Genomic DNA, 19,694 nt, shown 5'->3' on the forward strand with positions numbered 1-19,694 from the left:
TTGTAGGAGCGAGGCTTGCCCGCGAAGGGGCCAGAACAGCCACCTCAAATCCCGCAGAGCTCACGCAACAGTCGGGTATCCAGATGCTTCTCCACCAAATCCGCCAGCCGCTCGATATCTCGCTCACGCAACCCGTGATAATCCACTTCCTGCACATCCTGCAAACCCGCCCAGCGCAACAGCGCACTGCACGCCGCCGGCGATTCAAACAGGCCATGCAGGTAGGTGCCGAAAATCTGCCCGTCGCCACTTTGCGCGCCATCGCAACGGCCATCGTCCAGCTGCACGGCGGCATTTTCCAATGCCGGGCCGGTGGTGACGCCGGCATGAATTTCGTAGCCGCTGACCGGCGCATCTTCCAGCGCCAGACGCCCGCGCACATTGCGCAACTGCTTCTCTTCTTCCAGTTGCGTTTCGAACGCCAACAACCCCAAACCGGCGCTGGAGCCCGGCGCACCTTCAAGGCCCAACGGATCGCGCACCTGCTCGCCGAGCATTTGCAGGCCGCCGCAAATACCCAGGACTTTTCCGCCGTAGCGCAAATGTCGGCTGATGGCGGTTTCCCAGCCGTTGACGCGCAGATACGCAAGGTCGCTGCGCACGCTTTTCGAGCCAGGAAGAATGATCAGGTCGGCGGGCGGAATCGCCTGGCCGGGGCCGATGAATTGCAGGTCGACTTGCGGGTGCAGGCGCAGCGGATCGAAGTCGGTGTGGTTGCTGATGCGCGGCAACACCGGCACCACCACTTTGAGCACTTGATCGGCCTTGTCGGTCTGGCGCTGATCGATGCCGTCCTCGGCTTCCAGGTGCAGGTCCATCACGTACGGCAGAACGCCAATCACCGGTTTGCCGGTGCGTGCTTCCAGCCAGTCGAGGCCCGGTTGCAGCAAGGCAATGTCGCCGCGAAAACGGTTGATGATGAAGCCTTTGATCCGTGCCTGCTCGCTCGGCGACAGCAGTTCGAGGGTGCCTACCAGATGCGCGAACACCCCGCCGCGATTGATGTCGGCGATCAATACAACTGGGCAATCCACTGCCTCGGCGAACCCCATGTTGGCGATGTCGCCGGCGCGCAGATTGATCTCGGCCGGTGAGCCTGCGCCTTCGACCATAACCACTGGATACGCCGCGCTCAGCCGCGCATGGGAGGCCAGCACCGCTTGCATGGCGATGGCTTTGTAGTCGTGATAGGCGACCGCGTTCATGGTCGTGACGGCGCGCCCATGGATGATCACCTGGGCACCGGTGTCGCTGTTGGGTTTGAGCAATACCGGGTTCATGTCGGTGTGCGGTTCGAGGTTGGCAGCCTGAGCCTGCACGGCTTGCGCGCGGCCGATCTCGCCACCGTCAGCAGTCACGGCGCTGTTGAGCGCCATGTTCTGCGGTTTGAACGGCACCACGCGCACCCCCTGCCGCGTGACCCAGCGACACAACGCCGTCACCAGCGTGCTTTTACCGGCGTCCGACGTAGTGCCTTGCACCATCAGCGTAGTCATCGGCTTTCCTTGGCGTAATCTGTAAACGCTTGCGCGAGACGGGTCCAGTCGGCTTCTTCGCCGGGCAGGCCGAAACGCAGGCTGCTGTTGTGGGTGAACAACCGCAGCAGAATGCCGCGTCGGGCCATGAACTCATGCAGCTCTTCGGCGCACTCGGTCACCAGCCATTGAAACAACGCGCAACCGCCCTGAGGTTTGAAGCCGTGTTCTTCAAGCAACAGCGCCAGCCGTTTGCTGGCTTCTTCGGTACGCAGACGTTGTCTGGCGTGGCCTTCGGCATCCTTCAGGCAGGCTTGCCCCAACACGCGGGTCGGCCCGCTGACGGCCCAGGGGCCGACTTGTTCGGCGAGCAACTTGAGCAACTTGCGCTCCGCCAGTACGAAGCCCAAGCGCACCCCGGCCAGACCAAAAAACTTGCCGAAGGAACGCAGCACGATCAAGCCCACCATATGGGCACATGGCGCCAGACTCAGTTGCGGCGTGTTGTCCATGAACGCTTCGTCGACCACCAGCCAGCCGCCGCGCTGCGCCAGCCTGGAATGCCAGTCGAGCAGACGGCTCGGGGTCAGGCTCAAACCCGTCGGATTGTTCGGATTGACCACCACCAGCACATCGAGACTGTCGAGAAAGAAGTCGACTTCCTGCTCCAGCACTTCACGCACGATGTAACCGTTGCGACGCCAGGCTTCGGCGTGCTCGGCGTAACACGGCGACAGCACGCCCACCTTGCCGTCCCGCCGCAAACGCGGCAGCAACTGGATTGCCATTTGCGAACCGGCCACCGGCAACACCTGCGCGGTGCCGTAATAATCACAGGCGGCCTGCTCCAGACCGTCATCGTTTTCCGGTAACCGCGCCCAGGCGCGCAACGGAATGTCCGGGACAGGAAACGGCCAGGGCGCGAGGCCGCTGGACAGGTCAAGCCAATCGGCTTCGGCGATACCGTATTCGAGCGCAGCCTTGCGCAACCGTCCACCGTGTTCAAGCATAGAATTCAGCTCCCACGCAGAGAATCAGCAGCCATAACCATACCCCGCGCTGGACCAATTGCCAGCCACGGTCAATGGAGTCGGCATCCGCCGGCACGCCTTCGCCCAGCTGCGGACGCTGATGCAATTCGCCGTGATAAATCGCCGCCCCGCCCAACTCGACGCCCAGCGCACCGGCTCCCGCAGCCATCACCGGCCCGGCGTTCGGGCTGTCCCAGGTCGGCCCCTGGGTGCGCCAGCATTTCAGTGCAAGTCGGGTTTTGCCCAGCAGCGCGTAGGTCAACGCCACCAGCCGCGCCGGAATGTAGTTGAGTACGTCGTCGATTTTCGCCGCCGCCCAGCCAAACCGTTCGAAGCGTTCGTTGCGATAGCCCCACATCGCATCCAGCGTATTGCTCAATCGGTAGAGCACCACGCCGGGCGCACCGGCCACGGCAAACCAGAACAGCGCAGCAAACACCGCGTCGCTGCCGTTCTCCAACACCGATTCGGTAGCGGCGCGGGCCACTTCGGTTTGATCCAGTTCGCTGGTCTGGCGACTGACCAGATAGCCAACGCGTGTGCGCGCCTCCTCCAGATCATCACTGCGCAGGGCCTTGGCGACCGGCTCGACGTGTTCACCGAGACTGCGCAGGCCGAGGGCGCAATAGAGCGCGAGAATCTCGACGACCCAGCCAACGTAAGGCGCCCAGGAAAACGCCGTGGCCAGCAAGGTCAGCGGCAACACCGCAATCACCCATGCCGTGACGCCGTGGCTGCGCCAGCCGCGCCCGCCACCATTGAAACGTTGCTCGATGCGGTCGGCAAAACGGCCGAACGCCACCAGCGGATGCCAGCGTTTGGGTTCACCCAGCAGCGCATCCAGCGCAACCGCGGCGACACTCAACAACGCCACACTCATTGACTCACTCCCCAATAGTTTTCGTACAGCATTTCACAGAGCGGGCGCGCTTGCGCCCAGCCTTCGAGTACCAACATCGGCGCCGGATAGAATTCCTTGACCGGGCCCAGGCAAAGAACAGCCAAAGGCTTGGCCCCGGCGGGCAAACCCAGCAGGTCGGCCAGGGCTTGCGGCTCGAACAAAGAGACCCAGCCCATGCCGAGTCCTTCGGCACGGGACGCCAGCCACAGGTTCTGGATCGCGCAGGACAACGACGCCATGTCCATTTCCGGCAAGGTGCGACGGCCAAAGATGTGCCGCTCGCGATCGTCCATCAGCGCAGCGACCAGCACCTCGGCGCAGTCGTTGATGCCTTCGACTTTCAACTTCATGAATTCGTCGGTGCGCTCGCCGAGGGCTTCGGCGGTGCGCATGCGCTCCTCTTCCACCAGCAACTGGATCTTGCCGCGCAGGGCCCGGTCACTGATGCGGATGAACCGCCAGGGCTGCATCAAGCCGACGCTTGGCGCCTGGTGCGCGGCGTCGAGCAGACGCCGGAGCAACTCGGGGTCGACAGTGCCGCCGCTGAAGTGGCGCATGTCGCGGCGTTCGGCGATTGCTCGGTAGACCGCTTCGCGTTCGGCCTGACTGAATGCGTTGTCAGTCATGGCCTCTTCGCGAGCAAGCCCGCTCCCACATTTGAGGCTGTACCACCTGAAGAAACGCGGTCCCCTGTGGGAGCGGGCTTGCTCGCGATGGCGGTCTGAAGGTCAGGCGCAAACAACGCGGCAATCGCGGTCGGATTCGACGGAAAATAAAAATGCACATAAGAAGCGGTCATCCGCCCCTCACGATAAACCGCCTCCGCCCCACGCCCGCCATTCGGGCTCAGGCCGCGAGCAATCGGCTCAAGCTCGGTACTGGTCAACGAATGGTGATAGGTGTGCCCGCGCAGCGAACCTTCCGGCAAGTCAACCGCCTGCAACGCCAGTGCCGCCAATCGTTTCTGCATCACCGCATCACCGGTCAGCAAACCAACCAGCTCCGCCCGCGTGCCTTCGACATCGGTCAGCGAATCGAGCAAATACAACATGCCGCCACACTCGGCCAGCAAGGGTTTACCCGCCGCGTGATGAGCGCGGATGGCGTTGAGCATTTGAGTATTCCGAGACAGCGCCACATGGTGCAATTCCGGGTAGCCGCCCGGCAGATAGAGACTGTCAGCCTCCGGCAATTGCGTGTCGCGGATCGGCGAGAAGAATGACAATTCGGCGCCCATGGCCCGGAGCAAATCCAGGCTCGCACCGTAGGTGAAAGCGAACGCCTCATCACGGGCCACGGCGATTCGGACACCGGCCAGCAACGGCTCTGCGGCGATCACTTCTGGAGCGGCGAATTCCACAGGCGGCGGCAGTGTAACGTCGCAGCTGTTGGCCAGCGATTCGGCCGCCGCGTCGAGGCGCAGGTCGAGGTCGTTCAGCTCGCTGGCTTGCACCAGACCAAGATGCCGACTCGGCAGCTCGATCCCGGTTTCCCGGGACAACGCGCCGTACCAGCGCAAACCTTCCGTGAGGCTGCCTTCGAGCAATTGCGCATGGCGCAAGGTGCCCACGCGGTTGGCCAGCACGCCGGCGAACGGCAAGTCCGGCTGATACTTCGCCAGCCCCAGCGCCAGCGCACCAAAGGTCTGCGCCATCGCCGTGCCGTCGATCACCCCGAGCACCGGCACACCGAAGTGCCGCGCCAGATCGGCGCTGGACGGCGTGCCGTCGAACAGGCCCATGACACCTTCGATCAGGATCAGGTCCGCTTCACCGGCGGCTTCCCACAACAGTCGACGACTTTCCTGTTCGCCGACCATCCACATGTCCAGTTGATACACCGGTGCACCGCTGGCGCGCTCGAGAATCATCGGGTCGAGAAAGTCCGGGCCGCATTTGAACACGCGCACCTTGCGTCCCTGATTGCGGTGCAAACGGGCCAGCGCGGCGGTGACGGTGGTCTTGCCCTGACCGGAGGCCGGCGCGGCAATCAAGACCGCCGGGCAATGACGTGGTTGATTCACAGCTCGACGCCTTTTTGCGCTTTGATCCCGGCCTGGAAGGCGTGCTTGATGACACCCATTTCAGTGACGGTGTCGGCCAGCTCGATCATTTCCGGCTTGGCGCCGCGACCCGTGACGACCACGTGTTGCATCGGCGGACGCGCCTGCAAGTCGCTGAGCACCTGATCGAGGTCGAGGTAGCCGTGCTTGAGAGCGATGTTCAGTTCATCGAGCACCACCAGGCCGATTGACGGATCGCGCAACAGTTCGCGGGACACTTCCCACGCGGCTTCGGCGGCGGCGATGTCACGCTGGCGGTCCTGGGTTTCCCAGGTAAAGCCCTCGCCCATCACATGAAAACGCACCTGCTCCGGGAAGCGTCGGAAGAACAACTCTTCGCCCGTGCTGCTGCGCCCCTTGATGAACTGCACCACGCCACACTGCATGCCGTGACCCATCGAGCGGGCGAGCATGCCGAAGGCCGAGCTGCTTTTGCCCTTGCCATTGCCGGTCAGCACCAGCAGCAGGCCGCATTCATTCGGGGAATTGGCGATGCGTTCGTCGATCACGGCTTTTTTGCGCAGCATGCGCGCCAGATGGCGTTCGTCACGATCGGGAGTATCAGTCATGGGGGAGCTCTCCGTTGAGGCTGGATAACGGCGGGCAGGCACAAGAATAGACGGCAAGAAGCCTGGCATCGCCCACCGTGATGCCGCTGAATGGATCAGGCCGGTCTCCGGGCTCATGAGCGGCGTTTCGCCTGACTGCGCGCCTTCCCATATCGACATTCGACACAGTGGCTCAAGGCGCAGCCTTCACTCATTTACCGTTGCGGGGGCAGCGCCGGGATCGTGGTTGTTCATGAGTTGAACGAGCGCACACACCGGCTTCCCTGTTTCACTCTGTCGACCGACGCCACAGAGCACCTGAAACAAGCCGCGAAGGTTAGAGGGTTGGGGGTGGAGCGTCAATTAAAGCCGGGAGACCGCCGGGCGAATAACTGCCGTCGATCAATAAAATGACGCCAATCTTGTGCCACACTCCAAGCAGTGATATCAAAGCGCCACAACCTGACAACACAATAACAAGGGTGAGCCACATGCAAGGCATGACCATCAGCAATCCGAAGCTGGAATTCCTGCGCCCGGTGCTGGAGCGCTGGTTTGACTGTATCGACCGCTACAACGCGGTGCGCGGCGATAACGACACGCCTTACTGGTACGACGAAAAAGCCAACCTCGGCTTGCTCTCGGCTGCCGCGTGGATGGCGGAAATGGTCACGCTGCAGAACACACCCACCCGCAAACAAAACGAGGAAGGCGAACGCAACGCCCGAGCCGACCTGTTCATCGCCAGCAGCGAAGAACGCGCCTACCTCCAGGCCACCCAGCGCTGGCCACGGGTCAACAGCTTGAACCTGACGCAGGCCCTGGCCGATATCACCAGCGACGCCAAGCGCATTAGCTACGCCAGCGACCTGAAACTCGGCTGCCTGTTCGTCGCCCCGCAAAAGGCCCAACACGGCGCCACGCCGGAAGAACTCCAGGACATGGTCGACGACCTGCAAAAGGAACACAGCTGCGCGGTTGCCTGGTATTTCCCCTACGCCTACCGCAAGTTGCGCAACGAAGCGGGCAACTATCACCCCGGCATCGCCGTACTGTTCAAGGAAGCCCGCGGCTGACCGGTTGAACCATCGCGGGCTTGCACTTCTCTATTGATCAGGTCACTGCATTTATAGGGAAGATCAGCATGCACAAGCCCCGGCTCGTTCTCGTCATCGCCCTCACAGGAGGTCTCGCTGCCTGCAGCGAGACCTCCACCCTGCAAGTCTCCGACGGCACCGGCCCGTCCCCTCGACTGCCAGAACCGAACAAGACCCTGATCCCGACAGTGAACATCGCCCCGGCAATCGGCTGGCCGAACGGCGCGAAACCCACGGCGGCAGCGGGTACGCAAGTGGCGGCATTTGCTGAAAACCTCGATCACCCGCGTTGGCTCTACGTGCTGCCGAACGGTGACGTGCTTGTCGCCGAAACCAATGCGCCGCCCAAACCCGATGATGGCAAAGGCGTTAGAGGCTGGGTCATGAAGAAAGTCATGGGCCGCGCCGGTGCCGGCGTGCCGAGCCCGAACCGCATCACATTGCTGCGCGACAAAGACCACGACGGCATCGCCGAAACTCGCACGGTGTTTCTGGAAAACCTTAATTCGCCCTTCGGCATGACCCTGGTCGGCAATGACCTGTATGTCGCCGACACGGACCGCTTGCTGCGATTTCATTACGAGGACGGCGCCACGACCATCAAGTCGCCGCCGATCAAAGTGGTTGATCTGCCGGGCGGCACGCTGAATCACCACTGGACCAAAAACGTGATCGCCAGCAAGGACGGCAGCAAGCTGTACGTCACGGTGGGTTCCAACAGCAACGTCGCCGAAAACGGCATGGATCAGGAAGAAGGTCGCGCGGCGATCTGGGAAGTGGATCGCGCCACCGGCAAGCATCGGATTTTCGCCTCGGGCCTGCGCAATCCCAACGGCATGGCCTGGGAACCGCGGAGCGGCGCGTTGTGGACGGCGGTCAACGAGCGGGATGAAATCGGCAGCGACCTGGTGCCGGACTACATCACCTCGGTCAAGGACGGCGGGTTCTATGGCTGGCCTTACAGCTACTACGGCCAGCACGTCGACATTCGCGTCGAGCCGCAAAACCCGGACCTGGTGGCCAAGGCCATTGCTCCGGACTACGCGGTCGGCCCGCATACCGCCTCACTAGGCCTGACGTTCGCTGAAGGCAACAGGCTGCCAGTGCAATTCAAGGAAGGCGCGTTCATTGGCCAGCATGGTTCATGGAACCGCAAGCCGCACAGTGGTTACAAAGTGATTTTCGTGCCGTTCAGTGCCGGCAAACCGAACGGAAGCCCGGTTGATGTGCTCACGGGCTTCCTCAATGACGAGGAAAAAGCCATGGGCCGGCCGGTGGGTGTGGTGATTGATCAGCAGGGTGATTTGCTGGTGGCGGATGATGTGGGGAATAAGGTGTGGCGGGTGTCGATAGCGAAGTAATCCCGCCATCTGTAGGAGCGAGGCTTGCCCGCGAAGGCCTTTTGCCTGACACACCGCTTTCGCGGGCAAGCCTCGCTCCTACAGTTTGCGGCACAAAGTTAGACCATCGCCCAGCGGCAACAACGACAGATCCACACGCGAGTCATCCTTCAAGGCGCGATTGAGCGCCTGGATAGCACGGGTGTCTGCGCTTTCGGGATTCGGCTCAAGCACCCGCCCGCTCCACAGGGTGTTATCGAACACCGCCAGACCACCGATGCGCAGCAGACGCAACGCGTGCTCCAGGTAGGCCGGATAGTTGGCCTTGTCGGCATCAACGAAAATCAAATCGAATTGCCCTGGCTGATCCAGCCGAGCCAGGGTTTCCAGCGCGGGCGCCAGGCGCAGGTCAATTCGTTCGGCAACGCCCGCTTCCTTCCAGTAACGGAGCGCCGTGGCGTTGTAGTCGCCGGGGATATCACAGCAAATCAGCGAACCGTCATCCGGCAATGCCGCCGCCATGCACAACGCGCTGTAACCGGTGAAGGTGCCGACTTCCAGCAAACGCCTCGCGCCGGTGAGTTTCACCAACAATGCGAGGAACTGCCCCTGCTCCGGCGCCACCTGCCAGCGCGCCATCGGCAGCGCCTGGGTTTCATCGCGCAAACGCTTGAGCAGCGGCGTTTCCCTAAGGGAAACGTCGAGCAGGTATTGATACAGGGAATCGTCGAGATTGAGTGTGCGGGCGGTCATGACGACCTCTGCGAACTAGGGGTTACGCGCCAGATGCTCGGGTTGCAGAACACGCTTGGCGCTCAGGTAAGCTTTCTGCCAATACGCTTTGGACAAGCTGTCGAGCTTCACCGTGCCGCCAGTGGCTGGCGCATGGACGAAACGGCCTTCGCCAACGTAGATCCCGGCATGGCTGACCTGGGAGCCGCCATTGGTGGCGAAGAAAACCAGGTCGCCGGTTTGCAGGCCTTCCTTGCCGACATTGGCTGCCTGCATGCTGATCATCTCGCGCGTGGTGCGTGGCAGGGATATGCCCGTCACGTCACGGTAGACATAACCGATCAGGCCACTGCAATCGAACCCGGAATCTGGCGTATTGCCGCCCCAGCGATAAGGCGTGCCCACGAGGCCCAAGGCGCGAAACAACACGTCTTCCGCCTCAGGCGAAAAGGGTTGCGCGGAGCCGAAGACAATGGGGGCGCGAACCACCGGCGCAGGTGGCGGTGTGCGGCTGGCGCAGGCACTGAGTAGCGCTGCGAAGAACATGAGTGCGAGGCGGGCCGACATCGTCATAAGCAGAACATCCTGATCTGGCTGCGGCTTTTTCCACCGCAAAGGCAGAAAAGAAAACCGCCTGCGCAGGACGCAGGCGGTTTGCCATCAATAATAGATCAGGATTCTAGCGGGTACGCGGCAAACTTCAAGTAAGACTTTAAGTTCGCCTTACAAACTGTCCGCCTACTCTGTTGCAGAGAGGCCGTTGCCGCCACTGATGTGGCGACAGGCTGGACAATTACTTGCGTGCCGTGACCACGGTCGGGGCCATCGCGAGTGCGCGCTTGGCTTCGATGAAGGTTTTGCTCCAATAGCTGTCGCCCAGGCTATCGACCCGGACACCACCGCTTTTGCGGCTGCTGGAGTGGATGAACTGGTTGTCACCCAGGTAGATCCCGGCGTGACTGACACGACCGCGGCGACCATTGGTGGCGAAGAACAGCAGATCGCCCGGCTTGAGCGCGCTACGGGAAACCAGTGGCGCGTCAACGTTGATCATTTCGCGAGTGGAGCGCGGCAGGTTCATGCCGGCCTCTTCACGGAACAGATAACCGATGAAGCCGCTGCAATCGAAGCCAGCCTCGGAGGTGCCGCCGAAACGGTAACGGGTACCGATCAGGGACATGCCACGCTCGAGGATGCTGTCGGCCAGAACCGGAAGCTGGTAGGACTTGCCGTCGGCGAAGTCTGCCAGTTCTTTATCGGTGGCCAGTTCTTCCTGGAAAAGAACGGAAGAAGATTGCGCGGTAACTGAATTTTTAACCTGCTGTTGTTGCTCTTGCTGGGACACTGGAGAGTGAGCAGCGCAACCGAACAACAGGGTGACGAGTGCGAGAGGCACGAGGGGTGCGAAGCGATTTAGCATGGGCACGACCGTGGCTGATAGTTGTAAAGAAGCCGAGACTATGCCCGCTATCAACCTCATTTGCAAATTCAATCGAACTTTATGTGACTTCTTGGTTTCGCGTTTACATCTAAGCGCTTAAGCCCCATTTAGACGCTCGCGCAGCCTGCCCCGTGCAGGAAAGCGGATTTTGTGGCGCCTGAAATATGCCGCAACCCGTGAAAAACCTGGGCCTTACCAACCCAACGTTTCTTTCAGGAACGGAATCGTCAGCTTGCGCTGAGCTTGAAGGGAGGCCTGATCGAGACGCTCAAGCAGCTCGAACAGCGCGCTCATGCTGCGAGTACCGCGAGTCAAAATAAAATGCCCGACTTCGTCGGTCAGGTGCAGGCCGCGACGGGATGCACGCAGTTGCAAGGCACGCAATTTGTCTTCGTCGGACAGCGGACGCATCTGGAAGATCAGCGCCAGGGTCAGGCGGGATTTCAGGTCCGCCAGCTTTACCGGCAATTCGCGCGGCGAGGTCGATGCCGCAATCAGCAAACGCCGACCGCTGTCACGCAGGCGATTGAACAGATGGAACAACGCCTCTTCCCAATCCGCGCGCCCGGCAACCGCTTGCAAGTCGTCGAGGCAGACCAGTTCGTATTGTTCGAGGTTGTCGAGGATTTCGATACCGCGATCCAGCAGCTCGGCCAACGGCAAGTACACCGCCGGCTCCCCCAACTGCTCAAAGCGCAGACAGGCCGCCTGCAGCAGATGCGTACGCCCTACCCCGTCCTTGCCCCAGAGATAAATCAGGCTTTCGGTCCAGCCGGCGTCGGCTTCGCAAAGCCGCTCGACATAGCCGAGTGCAGCGGCATTGGCGCCTGGGTAGTAATTGATAAAGGTAGCGTCATCACGCAGACGCACACCTAGGGGCAGCTGAATCGGTTTCATGCTGACTGAACAGTTCCAAAGGAACCGTTAGTGGCCTCTGTGTAAAGTTTGCGAAGTTTATACCCGTGACGCTGACCGCACAATGCGACAGACCATAAGCAAAATCAAAGGTTTGCGTTATCGCACCGGTTTTATGACAGTTTCTTTGGCGGCGCATGTGACAGCCACGCAAGGGATACGGGCCAGCCTGGTACTGAACCAGGCCGCCCGCGACGGGCCATCAGCGAACCTTACAGCTCAGGTTCATCGACGCCACTGTAGATATCAGAATCTTTATACAAATCATGCACATGGCGCACCAGCACCATGATCACCGCCGCCACCGGGAGCGCCAGCAGCACGCCGGTAAAACCGAACAGTTCACCGCCGGCCAGAATCGCAAAGATCACCGCCACCGGATGCAGGCCGATCCGGTCACCCACCAGCAACGGCGTCAGCACCATGCCTTCCAGCGCCTGGCCAACCATGAACACCGCAACGATGCCAATCATCGGGTACAGGTCGCCACCAAACTGGAACAGGCCGGCAATCAACGCCGCGCCAATCCCGATGACAAACCCCATGTACGGCACAATCGCCGCCAGACCGGCGATCATCCCGATCAGCAACCCCAGCTCGAGCCCTACCAGCATCAGGCCCGCCGAATAGATCACACCCAGCGCCACCATGACCAGCAATTGCCCGCGTACGAACGCCCCCAGCACCTCATGGCATTCGCCGGCCAGAATCACGACGCGCTCTTCACGAGCGCGGGGTAACAGGCTGCGGATCTTGGCCATCATCACGTCCCAGTCCCGCAGCAGGTAAAAGCTCACCACCGGGATCAGCACCAGATTGGCCAGCCAACCGATCAACGCAAGGCCGGAAGCGGTCGCCTGACTCAACACCATGCCGACAATGTCGGTGGTCTGGCCCATGTGTTCGCTGATTGCCGCCTTGAGTTTGTCGAATTTCCAGAAACCATCCGATAACCCGAACTTCGATTGCGCCCACGGCAATGCAGTGTGCTGCAACCAGTCGAGCATCTGTGGCGCCAGCTCATACAAGCGAAACAACTGCTTGGCGAGCATCGGCACCAGCACCAGCAACAACGTGGTGAAAATCAAAGAGAACAACGCAAACACCGCCACCACGCCCCAGGTCCGCGAGAGCCCGGCCTTTTCCAGGCGATCCACCAGCGGGTCGAACAAGTAGGCCAACAACAGCGCCACCAGGAACGGCGTCAGAATCGGATGCAACAGCCAGATAAACGCGCAGAGCAGAACCACTCCACCCAACCAGAACCAACGCCGCGTATCGGCCATGTACCACTCCATATGCATCTATATAAAGAAAGAAAACCTTACCAACGGAAACGCAGTTGCGGCACCGGTGCAGGCGCTGGCGCAACAGCGGGCGCCGAACCCTGGACCACCGGCTGGACAGGCGCCGTCGGAGCCGGTGCCTCACCCGCCGGGACCTCCTGCAACTTCGCCAGCGACAACTGCGAGCGCAACTGCTCGGCGCTGCCATTGACCCGGTAGAGAATACGGTTACCGTCAACACTTTGCAGACGCGCGCCGAACGGCTCAAGCAAACGCCCCAGCGTTGCGTAGTGCTCCAGATTCATGCCCTGCACTTCCAGCAATTGCTCACCCGAAGTACCTGGCTTGACCACAAACCGTGGCGCCAGACGCTGACTGACCGCCAGCAGCACCGCGTCAGCCACAGCGGCCTGATCCGCGCCCTGCACGCTGCCCGCCTCCTTCTGATCGCCCAGCCACAAATGCCATTTGGCCTGCCACTGACCGCCCTCTTCCCGGGCATGCACCGCCAGCAAGGCATCGGCGTTGTAACGCTCCGATGCACCGCGCAGTGGCGCTGCATCCGTACCTTCCAGATTCGGTGCAGTGGCGACCAATTGTTCACTCAAGTCCGCCAATGGCAGACGCAGCGGCAGACCACGATGCTGTGCGGCACGACGCAGCGGCGCAGCAGCGGCCTGACCATCACCGACCAGGCTCGAACCTTCTGCGGAGTCATTCAACCACCAACCGAGGATCGACGGCCGGTTTGCCCCCCACAGCGACAGCCCGGCACGGCGCAACGCCTGCTCGGTGGAGGCCGGGTCGAAATCGACTTTCAGCACTTCCGGCGGGCCGGCGTCGAAGCCGTACTGACTGATGATCTGCTGCGGGTCCTTGCGGACGGCCGCCAGCCCCGGACTTTGCGCCGCCTTGGGATCGCCGGTCAGGCGCAACACCAGCGTGTCGAGCGCACGCTGGGTGGCTTGATCGCGCTCTTCAGGCGCCTGACTGGTGACTGGCTCGCGCACCTGATAAAGGCCTTTTACGGTTTCAGCATGACTCGCCAGGCTGACCAGGGACAAACAACCCACAAACAATGATCTGAAAAAACGCATGGAGGATTCCTGACGACAAGAGCGGCTGGAACTGACCGCATGAAGACAATCGAGCAAGGCTGTGACCATCGCCCGACGCAAAACATTCACACGTCCCGGTTAAGTTTTTCGCACTGCCATAACGATAGACGGTTAATCGCGATACCTTATACAGCCAAGCGGGAGACGACCAACACGGGCAATTACGGTTTTTTTGTATCGATATGCCCCTGCTGTCGGCCTGAGGATGGCCGCTGCCCCTCAAGCCTGATAAAATCGCGCGCCTTCGCAGACCGGCAACAGCCGGGCAGTGTCGGAATAGCGCGCATGGCACTCGCCTTCGTCTGTTCCGACAGTCCCACTGGACCCGGTCGTTACCCCTGAATCCCCCCTAAAGGCCTGGATCATGAGCAAGCAACCCTCCCTGAGCTACAAGGACGCCGGTGTAGACATCGACGCCGGTGAAGCATTGGTCGAACGCATCAAGAGCGTCGCCAAGCGCACTGCGCGCCCGGAAGTCATGGGCGGCCTGGGCGGTTTCGGCGCCCTCTGCGAAATCCCGGCCGGCTACAAGCAGCCTGTGCTGGTTTCCGGCACTGACGGCGTCGGCACCAAGCTGCGCCTGGCGCTGAACCTGAACAAACACGACAGCATCGGCATCGACCTGGTGGCCATGTGCGTGAACGACCTGGTGGTCTGCGGCGCCGAGCCGTTGTTCTTCCTCGACTACTACGCCACCGGCAAACTCAACGTCGAAACCGCGACCCAGGTCGTGACCGGTATCGGCGCAGGCTGCGAACTGTCCGGCTGCTCCCTGGTCGGCGGCGAAACCGCTGAAATGCCTGGCATGTACGAAGGCGAAGACTACGACCTGGCCGGTTTCTGCGTCGGCGTCGTGGAAAAATCCGAAATCATCGACGGTTCGAAAGTCGCTGCCGGCGATGCCCTGCTCGCCCTGCCGTCTTCCGGCCCGCACTCCAACGGCTACTCGCTGATCCGCAAGATCATCGAAGTGTCGGGTGCCGACATCGAAAACATCCAGCTCGACGGCAAACCGCTGACCGACCTGCTGATGGCCCCGACCCGCATCTACGTGAAGCCGCTGTTGAAGCTGATCAAGGAAACCGGCGCGGTCAAAGCCATGGCCCACATCACCGGTGGCGGCCTGCTGGACAACATCCCGCGCGTACTGCCAAAAGGCGCTCAAGCGGTGGTTGACGTGGCGAGCTGGAACCGCCCTGCCGTGTTCGACTGGCTGCAAGAGAAAGGCAACGTCGACGAAAACGAAATGCACCGCGTACTGAACTGCGGCGTCGGCATGGTGATCTGCGTGGCTCAAGAGCACGTTGAAACCGCGCTGAACGTACTGCGTGAAGCTGGCGAGCAGCCTTGGGTCATCGGTCAGATCGCCACCGCTGCCGAAGGCGCGGCCCAGGTTGAACTGAAGAACCTCAAGGCACACTGATGCAAGAGCGGATGTCCGTCACCTGTGATGTGGTGGTGCTGTTGTCCGGCACCGGCAGTAACTTGCAGGCCTTGATCGACAGCACGCGGACCGGCGACAGCCCGGTCCGCATCGCTGCGGTGATTTCCAACCGCGCCGACGCCTACGGCCTGCAACGCGCCAGGGACGCGGGTATCGACACCCGTTCCCTGGATCACAAGGCTTTCGAAGGCCGCGAAGCCTTCGATGCCGCGCTGATCGAACTGATCGACGCTTTCAATCCCAAACTCGTGGTCCTGGCCGGTTTCATGCGCATCCTCAGCGCTGACTTCGTGCGTCACTACGCGGGTCGCCTGCTTAACATCCACCCCTCGCTGCTGCCCAAATACAAAGGGTTACACACTCATCAGCGCGCGCTGGAGGCCGGCGATACTGAACACGGCTGTTCCGTGCACTTTGTCACCGAGGAACTCGATGGCGGACCACTGGTCGTACAGGCAGTAATACCGGTAGAGTTGCACGATTCGCCGCAGAGTCTGGCGCAGCGAGTTCATACCCAGGAACACCTGATCTACCCGATGGCCGTACGCTGGTTTGCAGAAGGTCGCTTATCACTCGGTGAACAAGGTGCTTTACTGGATGGCAAGTTACTCGCGGCCAGTGGCCACTTGATTCGAACCTAGGAGATTTTATGCGTCGCGCCCTGCTCTTCGCTTGCGCTCTGCTTGCCCTGCCTTTCGCGCAGGCTGCGGAACTTCAACCCTTCTCCGCCAGCTACACCGCCGACTGGAAGCAGCTGCCCATGAGCGGCACCGCCGAGCGCAGCCTGACCAAGGAAGCCAACGGCGTCTGGAAGCTCAGCTTCAAGGCATCGATGATGATTGCCAGCCTGACCGAAGAAAGCACCCTGACCCTGGACAAGGACACCCTGCTGCCACAGTCCTACCACTTTGAGCGCGGTGGCCTGGGCAAAGCCAAGAAGGCTGACCTGGATTTCGACTGGACCACCAAAATGGTCACCGGCACTGATCGCGGCGACGCGGTCAAGATCCCGCTCAACCGCGGCATGGTCGACAAATCCACTTACCAGTTGGCCCTGCAGCATGACGTGGCCGCCGGCAAGAAAAGCATGAGCTATCAGGTGGTCGATGATGGTGAAGTCGATACTTATGACTTCCGCGTGCTGGGTTCGGAAAAAGTCGACACCAAGGCTGGCCAGATCGACGCGATCAAGGTCGAGCGCGTGCGCGACCCGACACAAAGCAAGCGCATCACCGTGCTGTGGTTCGCCAAGGATTGGGATTACCTGCTGGTTCGCCTGCAACAGGTCGAAACCGACGGCAAGGAGTACAACATCATGCTCCTGGATGGCAAGGTCAACGGCAAGGCTGTCAAAGGCAGCTGATCCATAGCGATACGAAAAAGCCCCGCAATTGCGGGGCTTTTTTTAACATAGAAGGAAGGTTAACCAGGCACCTCAGGTGGTCAGCCCGTAAAGCCAGGACGATCTACCACCAGAATCATGCACAGCCGTTACCCAACGACCGCTGGACTGGACAACGCAATCAACAGGATGTCCGGGGTGATACATGAAGCCCGACCATCCAAAATCGGTGTCGATTGCTCCGCTGGGTAAGAATCGAGAGCACACGAGCTCAGCTCCTCCAGACTCACCAATGACAAGCAATTTACCATCATCTTGCTCGCTAATTGAGTGCCATCTGCCAAGCAACCGCTGAGTTATTACTGGCTGCCCACCATTAAAACCCTGCTCTAGTTTGCCGTTCTTATCCAAGCCCACCAGCAATGCCCCGATACCCGCATTTTGAGCGCTGCCACCCACGCAACGGATGCGGTCATCCCGCAGAACCAACAGGTCGATAAAGGCAAACTCTGTACCCTGCGCCGCAAAAAACCAAAACCCCTGGTCTGCGAAAGTGATATCCAAGGTGCCACCAGCTGTAAACCCTGCTACAAAGCTTTGGCCTGTCATATACCCCACAACAATGATTCGCCCACTGTTCTGGACCAAGACCCTTCGCGAGAACATAAAAGCTGCAGAAGAGGGAATTTCAGCTTTACCGGCGACGCCAAACGTCAGATCCAGCTCTCCATCGGCCAACAGCCTGACCAGCACCGAAATATACTTGCCGCCTACCGAATAATGGCAGGTCACAATTATCTTGCCGTCCGGTTGCAAGCATCCATGGAAACCATTCAAGAGAGTGTGCGAGTCAGGATACAAGCTGTGTATTTTTCGCCCGAAGACAAGATCCGGACTTCCACTGGAATTAACGCGAGTCAGGGCCAGCCGTGATTTACCCCCTTGGTCGGAGTTACCAATCAACAGGATTTTCCTGTCAGGTTGTAGCAATGCCTCTCCCAGGATAGAAGAACCCGCATCTTCAAAACGCCATTTCAGCACTCCTCCGGTGCCAAAGGTTTGGTCCAACACACCGTTTTTACTCACGCGGCATAGAAAGAAGTCGCCGCGCGTTGGCGTTGGCGCTGTCATCGCCAGCGTCATCGACTCGCCTTCTTCCAAGAGTGACACCACTTTGCCTGTGCCCGCCGGTGCCTGAAATTTTCCGCCTGTGGCAAAAGAAGGGTCGAGCTCACCGCTCGCCGCCACGCCGGGTGTATCGTTATGCGTCACCATTGCTTCTCTCCTTGAACTTGAAAAAGGGAACATCTTGCCTTGGGCAAGAGCGTGCATAACACCCATTGAGCTCCGCCCCATGCAGAAAGGACTGCGTTCAGTCGAGTCGATTCAAACACGCGGAACGTAGCCAGGCTACTGTCATAAATGACAGCTACCCCCCACCCCTGGAAAGCAAGTAGGACGCATCTCAGGAGGAATGCTCTATACCTTCAAGGTCTTTTTTGATCGAATGACTATTCCTACTGCCGAGGTTCCCCATGACAGTCACCGTCAATACCGTTTCCGCCGAAGGCTTCCGCCACAGCGTACAAATCGATGACCACGAACTCTTCGCCGATGTGCCGGCATCGTCCGGTGGCGAAGGCTCGGCGCCTGAGCCACACGACTACTTCGATGCAGCGCTGGGCGCATGCAAGGCCCTGACCCTGAAGCTCTACGCGAAGAAGAAAGGCATCCCGCTGACCGGTGTTGGCGTAGAGGTCAAGCGCGACAACAGCCAGGAGCAAAAAGGCAAATACGCCCTGCACGTCAAACTGACCCTCAAGGGCGTGCTCACCGACGCCCAGCGCGACGAACTGCATCGCGTGGCCGACCGCTGCCCAGTGCACAAGCTGATGACCACCAGCGAAGTCAGCATCGAAACCCACCTCTCCGAAGGCGCGTTCAGCCAATAGCGGCAAGGCTTGGGCAAGCGGGTTATGCTCCACGCGTCACCCGCTCAGCCTGGAATGCACCATGAACACTCCGCTCGTGATTCGCCCCCGCGCCGAAGATGTCGAAGGCCAACCGATTCTTCGCCCGTTGCCGTCAGCCAAATGCCGCAGCGTCGGGCCTTTTGTGTTTTTCGACCACATGCTGGAAACCCGTTATCCAGCGGGCAAAGGCATGAACATCCGTCAGCACCCGCACATCGGCCTGTCGACCCTTACCTACTTGTTCGAAGGAAAAATCCAGCACAAGGACAGCCTTGGTTCCGATCAGGTGGTAGAGGCCGGCGACGTCAGCTGGATGACCGCTGGCAGTGCCATTGCCCATGTCGAGCGCACGCCCGAAGCCCTGAAGGCCAGCGGTTTCACGATGCACGGCTTGCAGATCTGGCTGGCATCGCCCAAGGATCATGAGCAAGGCCCGGGCCACTACAGCCATCACCCGGCAGCCACGTTGCCGGTCAGCGATAACCTTGGCGTAAAGATCCGGATGATCGCCGGGTCAGGCTTTTGCCTGGAATCGCCAGTGCCGGTGCTTTCTCCTACGCTGTACGCGGAATTGAACCTGCAAACAGCAACCACGCTGCTGATTCCCACCGAGCACGAAGAGCGGGCGTTGTATGTGTTGAGTGGTGAGGCACAGCTCGATGGCGAGCCGATAGAGCCGTACTCGCTAGTGGTGCTGCCTGCCGGGGAAGAAATGACGCTGTTCGCCGAGAGCGACTGTCATGCGGTGTTGTTCGGCGGCGCGCCGCTGGATGGACCGCGACGGATCAACTGGAATTTTGTGGCGAGCGATCCGGCGGCTATCGACGAAGCGCGGCGACGCTGGGCGGCCGGGGATTGGCCGACGGTGCCGGGGGAAAGCGAGCGTATTGAGCTGCCTTGAGATTTGTGGCGTTATTGCCGCCGCCATCGCGAGCAGGCTCACTCCTACAGTAGACCGAGCCGCAATCACTGTTCCCACATTGGAATGC

20 protein-coding genes and 1 riboswitch are annotated in these 19,694 nt (G+C 60.6%); of the genes, 7 read left to right on the forward strand and 13 right to left on the reverse strand.

The genetic code is table 11. From position 1 onward, the window contains the following. Nucleotides 1-44 precede the first annotated feature (44 nt). Genes ACM6IO_RS19870 through cobO form a run of 6 tightly spaced genes read right to left on the reverse strand, consistent with a single transcriptional unit; the run spans nucleotide 45 to nucleotide 6,038 of the window. Nucleotides 45-1,496: a cobyric acid synthase gene (locus tag ACM6IO_RS19870; RefSeq protein WP_414912069.1), complete on the reverse strand. Its 1,452-nt coding sequence runs from the start codon at nucleotides 1,494-1,496 to the stop codon at nucleotides 45-47. Further along, nucleotides 1,493-2,485, reverse strand: coding sequence for a threonine-phosphate decarboxylase CobD (cobD, locus tag ACM6IO_RS19875; RefSeq protein WP_008039193.1), 993 nt, complete (start codon nucleotides 2,483-2,485; stop codon nucleotides 1,493-1,495). Before cobD ends, ACM6IO_RS19870 begins: the two co-directional genes overlap by 4 nt. Next, nucleotides 2,478-3,386 carry an adenosylcobinamide-phosphate synthase CbiB gene (gene cbiB, locus ACM6IO_RS19880; protein WP_192226120.1) on the reverse strand — a complete coding sequence of 303 codons (909 nt, stop codon included), beginning with the start codon at nucleotides 3,384-3,386 and terminating at the stop codon, nucleotides 2,478-2,480. The genes cobD and cbiB overlap by 8 nt, the downstream gene beginning before the upstream one ends. Beyond that, complete coding sequence (gene bluB, locus ACM6IO_RS19885) at nucleotides 3,383-4,033, reverse strand: 5,6-dimethylbenzimidazole synthase (protein WP_414912070.1); 651 nt, start codon at nucleotides 4,031-4,033, stop codon at nucleotides 3,383-3,385. The genes cbiB and bluB overlap by 4 nt, the downstream gene beginning before the upstream one ends. Then, on the reverse strand, nucleotides 4,030-5,430 hold the full coding sequence (locus ACM6IO_RS19890) for a cobyrinate a,c-diamide synthase (RefSeq protein WP_414912071.1): 1,401 nt from the start codon (nucleotides 5,428-5,430) through the stop codon (nucleotides 4,030-4,032). The genes bluB and ACM6IO_RS19890 overlap by 4 nt, the downstream gene beginning before the upstream one ends. Further along, the gene (gene cobO, locus ACM6IO_RS19895; protein WP_008033559.1) at nucleotides 5,427-6,038 is read right to left on the reverse strand and encodes a cob(I)yrinic acid a,c-diamide adenosyltransferase; all 612 of its coding nucleotides are present in this window, start codon (nucleotides 6,036-6,038) and stop codon (nucleotides 5,427-5,429) included. Before cobO ends, ACM6IO_RS19890 begins: the two co-directional genes overlap by 4 nt. A gap of 80 nt (nucleotides 6,039-6,118) precedes the next feature. Continuing rightward, nucleotides 6,119-6,354: riboswitch (cobalamin riboswitch) on the reverse strand. Nucleotides 6,355-6,508: 154 nt separating this feature from the next. Between cobO and ACM6IO_RS19900 the strand changes: the two genes are divergently transcribed. Together ACM6IO_RS19900 and ACM6IO_RS19905 are read left to right on the forward strand one after the other, a co-directional pair. Next, nucleotides 6,509-7,093, forward strand: a complete 585-nt coding sequence (locus ACM6IO_RS19900; protein WP_008033558.1) for a hypothetical protein — start codon at nucleotides 6,509-6,511, stop codon at nucleotides 7,091-7,093. A 68-nt stretch (nucleotides 7,094-7,161) separates the two neighbouring features. After that, nucleotides 7,162-8,475, forward strand: a complete 1,314-nt coding sequence (locus tag ACM6IO_RS19905) for a PQQ-dependent sugar dehydrogenase (RefSeq protein ID WP_414912072.1) — start codon at nucleotides 7,162-7,164, stop codon at nucleotides 8,473-8,475. A 78-nt stretch (nucleotides 8,476-8,553) separates the two neighbouring features. On the opposite strand, the gene ACM6IO_RS19910 is transcribed toward ACM6IO_RS19905, so the two are convergent. The 6 genes from ACM6IO_RS19910 to ACM6IO_RS19935 all read right to left on the reverse strand — a co-directional run bounded on the left by ACM6IO_RS19910 (nucleotide 8,554) and on the right by ACM6IO_RS19935 (nucleotide 13,925). Then, a complete protein-coding gene (locus ACM6IO_RS19910; RefSeq protein ID WP_414912073.1) occupies nucleotides 8,554-9,207 on the reverse strand; it encodes a class I SAM-dependent methyltransferase in 654 nt (217 codons plus the stop codon). Between the two features lie 15 nt (nucleotides 9,208-9,222). Further along, on the reverse strand, nucleotides 9,223-9,759 hold the full coding sequence (locus ACM6IO_RS19915; RefSeq protein WP_008033547.1) for a C40 family peptidase: 537 nt from the start codon (nucleotides 9,757-9,759) through the stop codon (nucleotides 9,223-9,225). 220 nt (nucleotides 9,760-9,979) lie between these two features. Next, entirely contained in the window at nucleotides 9,980-10,606 is a 627-nt protein-coding gene (locus tag ACM6IO_RS19920) for a C40 family peptidase (RefSeq protein ID WP_008033546.1), read from the reverse strand. 213 nt (nucleotides 10,607-10,819) lie between these two features. Next, nucleotides 10,820-11,524, reverse strand: coding sequence for a DnaA regulatory inactivator Hda (gene hda, locus ACM6IO_RS19925; RefSeq protein ID WP_008033543.1), 705 nt, complete (start codon nucleotides 11,522-11,524; stop codon nucleotides 10,820-10,822). A gap of 230 nt (nucleotides 11,525-11,754) precedes the next feature. Then, entirely contained in the window at nucleotides 11,755-12,828 is a 1,074-nt protein-coding gene (locus tag ACM6IO_RS19930; protein WP_008033540.1) for an AI-2E family transporter, read from the reverse strand. 38 nt (nucleotides 12,829-12,866) lie between these two features. Further along, nucleotides 12,867-13,925: a DUF2066 domain-containing protein gene (locus ACM6IO_RS19935; protein ID WP_414912074.1), complete on the reverse strand. Its 1,059-nt coding sequence runs from the start codon at nucleotides 13,923-13,925 to the stop codon at nucleotides 12,867-12,869. A gap of 385 nt (nucleotides 13,926-14,310) precedes the next feature. Here ACM6IO_RS19935 and purM point away from each other — a divergent pair, with 385 nt between their 5' ends. Genes purM through ACM6IO_RS19950 form a run of 3 tightly spaced genes read left to right on the forward strand, consistent with a single transcriptional unit; the run spans nucleotide 14,311 to nucleotide 16,753 of the window. Next, nucleotides 14,311-15,369, forward strand: a complete 1,059-nt coding sequence (purM, locus tag ACM6IO_RS19940) for a phosphoribosylformylglycinamidine cyclo-ligase (protein ID WP_008033526.1) — start codon at nucleotides 14,311-14,313, stop codon at nucleotides 15,367-15,369. Nucleotides 15,370-15,380: 11 nt separating this feature from the next. Next, nucleotides 15,381-16,031, forward strand: a complete 651-nt coding sequence (purN, locus tag ACM6IO_RS19945) for a phosphoribosylglycinamide formyltransferase (RefSeq protein WP_008039219.1) — start codon at nucleotides 15,381-15,383, stop codon at nucleotides 16,029-16,031. Between the two features lie 8 nt (nucleotides 16,032-16,039). Beyond that, nucleotides 16,040-16,753: a DUF3108 domain-containing protein gene (locus ACM6IO_RS19950; protein ID WP_008039220.1), complete on the forward strand. Its 714-nt coding sequence runs from the start codon at nucleotides 16,040-16,042 to the stop codon at nucleotides 16,751-16,753. Between the two features lie 72 nt (nucleotides 16,754-16,825). Here the strand turns inward: ACM6IO_RS19950 and ACM6IO_RS19955 are convergent, their stop codons facing one another. Next, nucleotides 16,826-18,007 (reverse strand): hypothetical protein, encoded by a 1,182-nt coding sequence (locus tag ACM6IO_RS19955; RefSeq protein ID WP_414912075.1) that lies wholly within the window; start codon nucleotides 18,005-18,007, stop codon nucleotides 16,826-16,828. Between the two features lie 260 nt (nucleotides 18,008-18,267). On the opposite strand from ACM6IO_RS19955, the gene ACM6IO_RS19960 reads away from it, so the two are divergent. Further along, on the forward strand, nucleotides 18,268-18,684 hold the full coding sequence (locus tag ACM6IO_RS19960) for an OsmC family protein (protein ID WP_192226105.1): 417 nt from the start codon (nucleotides 18,268-18,270) through the stop codon (nucleotides 18,682-18,684). Nucleotides 18,685-18,745: 61 nt separating this feature from the next. Beyond that, nucleotides 18,746-19,606 (forward strand): pirin family protein, encoded by an 861-nt coding sequence (locus tag ACM6IO_RS19965; protein ID WP_414912076.1) that lies wholly within the window; start codon nucleotides 18,746-18,748, stop codon nucleotides 19,604-19,606. The last annotated feature ends 88 nt before the right edge of the window (nucleotides 19,607-19,694 follow it).

The organism is Pseudomonas sp. IT-P44, from assembly GCF_949768225.1.
GTDB classification, from domain to species: Bacteria; Pseudomonadota; Gammaproteobacteria; order Pseudomonadales; family Pseudomonadaceae; genus Aquipseudomonas; species Aquipseudomonas migulae.

What these genes read in the sequence shown, in the direction of transcription:
- ACM6IO_RS19870 (WP_414912069.1), bottom strand. Translation starts at nt 1,496, where the DNA reads ATGACTACGCTGATGGTGCAAGGCACTACGTCGGACGCCGGTAAAAGC.
- cobD (WP_008039193.1), bottom strand. Translation starts at nt 2,485, where the DNA reads ATGCTTGAACACGGTGGACGGTTGCGCAAGGCTGCGCTCGAATACGGT.
- cbiB (WP_192226120.1), bottom strand. Translation starts at nt 3,386, where the DNA reads ATGAGTGTGGCGTTGTTGAGTGTCGCCGCGGTTGCGCTGGATGCGCTG.
- bluB (WP_414912070.1), bottom strand. Translation starts at nt 4,033, where the DNA reads ATGACTGACAACGCATTCAGTCAGGCCGAACGCGAAGCGGTCTACCGA.
- cobO (WP_008033559.1), bottom strand. Translation starts at nt 6,038, where the DNA reads ATGACTGATACTCCCGATCGTGACGAACGCCATCTGGCGCGCATGCTG.
- ACM6IO_RS19900 (WP_008033558.1), top strand. Translation starts at nt 6,509, where the DNA reads ATGCAAGGCATGACCATCAGCAATCCGAAGCTGGAATTCCTGCGCCCG.
- ACM6IO_RS19905 (WP_414912072.1), top strand. Translation starts at nt 7,162, where the DNA reads ATGCACAAGCCCCGGCTCGTTCTCGTCATCGCCCTCACAGGAGGTCTC.
- ACM6IO_RS19910 (WP_414912073.1), bottom strand. Translation starts at nt 9,207, where the DNA reads ATGACCGCCCGCACACTCAATCTCGACGATTCCCTGTATCAATACCTG.
- ACM6IO_RS19915 (WP_008033547.1), bottom strand. Translation starts at nt 9,759, where the DNA reads ATGACGATGTCGGCCCGCCTCGCACTCATGTTCTTCGCAGCGCTACTC.
- ACM6IO_RS19920 (WP_008033546.1), bottom strand. Translation starts at nt 10,606, where the DNA reads ATGCTAAATCGCTTCGCACCCCTCGTGCCTCTCGCACTCGTCACCCTG.
- hda (WP_008033543.1), bottom strand. Translation starts at nt 11,524, where the DNA reads ATGAAACCGATTCAGCTGCCCCTAGGTGTGCGTCTGCGTGATGACGCT.
- ACM6IO_RS19930 (WP_008033540.1), bottom strand. Translation starts at nt 12,828, where the DNA reads ATGGCCGATACGCGGCGTTGGTTCTGGTTGGGTGGAGTGGTTCTGCTC.
- ACM6IO_RS19935 (WP_414912074.1), bottom strand. Translation starts at nt 13,925, where the DNA reads ATGCGTTTTTTCAGATCATTGTTTGTGGGTTGTTTGTCCCTGGTCAGC.
- purM (WP_008033526.1), top strand. Translation starts at nt 14,311, where the DNA reads ATGAGCAAGCAACCCTCCCTGAGCTACAAGGACGCCGGTGTAGACATC.
- purN (WP_008039219.1), top strand. Translation starts at nt 15,381, where the DNA reads ATGTCCGTCACCTGTGATGTGGTGGTGCTGTTGTCCGGCACCGGCAGT.
- ACM6IO_RS19950 (WP_008039220.1), top strand. Translation starts at nt 16,040, where the DNA reads ATGCGTCGCGCCCTGCTCTTCGCTTGCGCTCTGCTTGCCCTGCCTTTC.
- ACM6IO_RS19955 (WP_414912075.1), bottom strand. Translation starts at nt 18,007, where the DNA reads ATGGTGACGCATAACGATACACCCGGCGTGGCGGCGAGCGGTGAGCTC.
- ACM6IO_RS19960 (WP_192226105.1), top strand. Translation starts at nt 18,268, where the DNA reads ATGACAGTCACCGTCAATACCGTTTCCGCCGAAGGCTTCCGCCACAGC.
- ACM6IO_RS19965 (WP_414912076.1), top strand. Translation starts at nt 18,746, where the DNA reads ATGAACACTCCGCTCGTGATTCGCCCCCGCGCCGAAGATGTCGAAGGC.